Raw genomic sequence first — 1,101 nt, forward strand, 5'->3', positions numbered from 1 at the left:
GTAAGTAGGTAATCATCCGTATATTGACATTTTATAAAAGCCATCTGATACTGTTTCTGGCTGTCTGCCAAATTCTATATCAGATGGCTTAGTATTATTTTTTTAGTTTAGTACGGCAGTATTCCGGAAGATCTTCTGACCATGGAAGCAGTTTCTTTAACTCTTTCTCTTTAGGAAAAGCTCCCATTTTTCTGAGTTCATCCAATATATAAGTCAGATATGCGTATGGTTTCAGATGGTTCAGAAGTGCCGTTTCTGTAATGCTGTAAACAAGGGCACTGGCACCAGCTCCCCGTACACTTTTGGCAAACAGCCAGTTGCGGCGTCCCACTGCAAAGTTTTTCAATGCACGTTCTGCACTGTTGTTGTCTATACTGAGATGGCCATCTTCCAGATAGCGTTTCAGATATGCTTCCTGATTAAGCGTATACAAAATGGCATCACCAATAAGGGAAGACCTGTCTACAGAATCTTCCATCGTATGCAGCCATTCAAACAGGGCATCCATAACTGGACGGGACTGTTTCTGGCGCTCCTCATATTTTTCTTCTGGTGTTTTATTGTGGATCATTTCCTCGATCTTATAGAGGATCCCGATCCTTGACATCGCCTGATATGCAATGGTCTCTTTCAGCTGTTCTTTTGTAAAGTCTTTTTTTAATGCTGTGAGGGCTGCATCAAAACGTCGTCTTGCATGGGTAAGGCACCCGCTTACTATGATACCTTCTCCTAAACTGTGATAAGCCTGATATCCATCACAGGTCAGACACCCATGAAACCTGTCCCCTAAAAAGTTTACAGGATGATATCCCGCACGGGTCCTTTCATAATCGAAGAGTACCATCTGCGGGGAACCACTGAATTCATCCGTGAGATATACCCACATCCAGTTCTGGGTCGTCCCTTTCTGATCCGGTTCTCCGAGTACCTGGATCCGGCTTTCGTCACAATGGATATATCTGCTTTCCAGAAGTTCCTCTTTCATCAGCTGATACAGCGGTTTCAGGTATCTGTCTGCACAGTTTATGATCCAGTTCGCCATAGTCTTTGTGGAGAGATCGAGATCATATCTGGCAAACTCTCTTTCCTGACGTGCCAGAG

General features: G+C 43.9%; 1 protein-coding gene. It reads right to left on the reverse strand.

The annotated features are described in order from the left end of the window. Positions 1-94: 94 nt before the first annotated feature. Positions 95-1,101 (reverse strand): IS66 family transposase (tnpC, locus tag DWY63_RS17845; RefSeq protein WP_117802760.1); only part of this gene is annotated, 1,007 nt, incomplete at its 5' end.

Origin of the sequence: Blautia sp. AF26-2 (assembly GCF_003460955.1) — a bacterium.
Classification (GTDB): Bacteria; Bacillota; Clostridia; order Lachnospirales; family Lachnospiraceae; genus Fusicatenibacter; species Fusicatenibacter saccharivorans.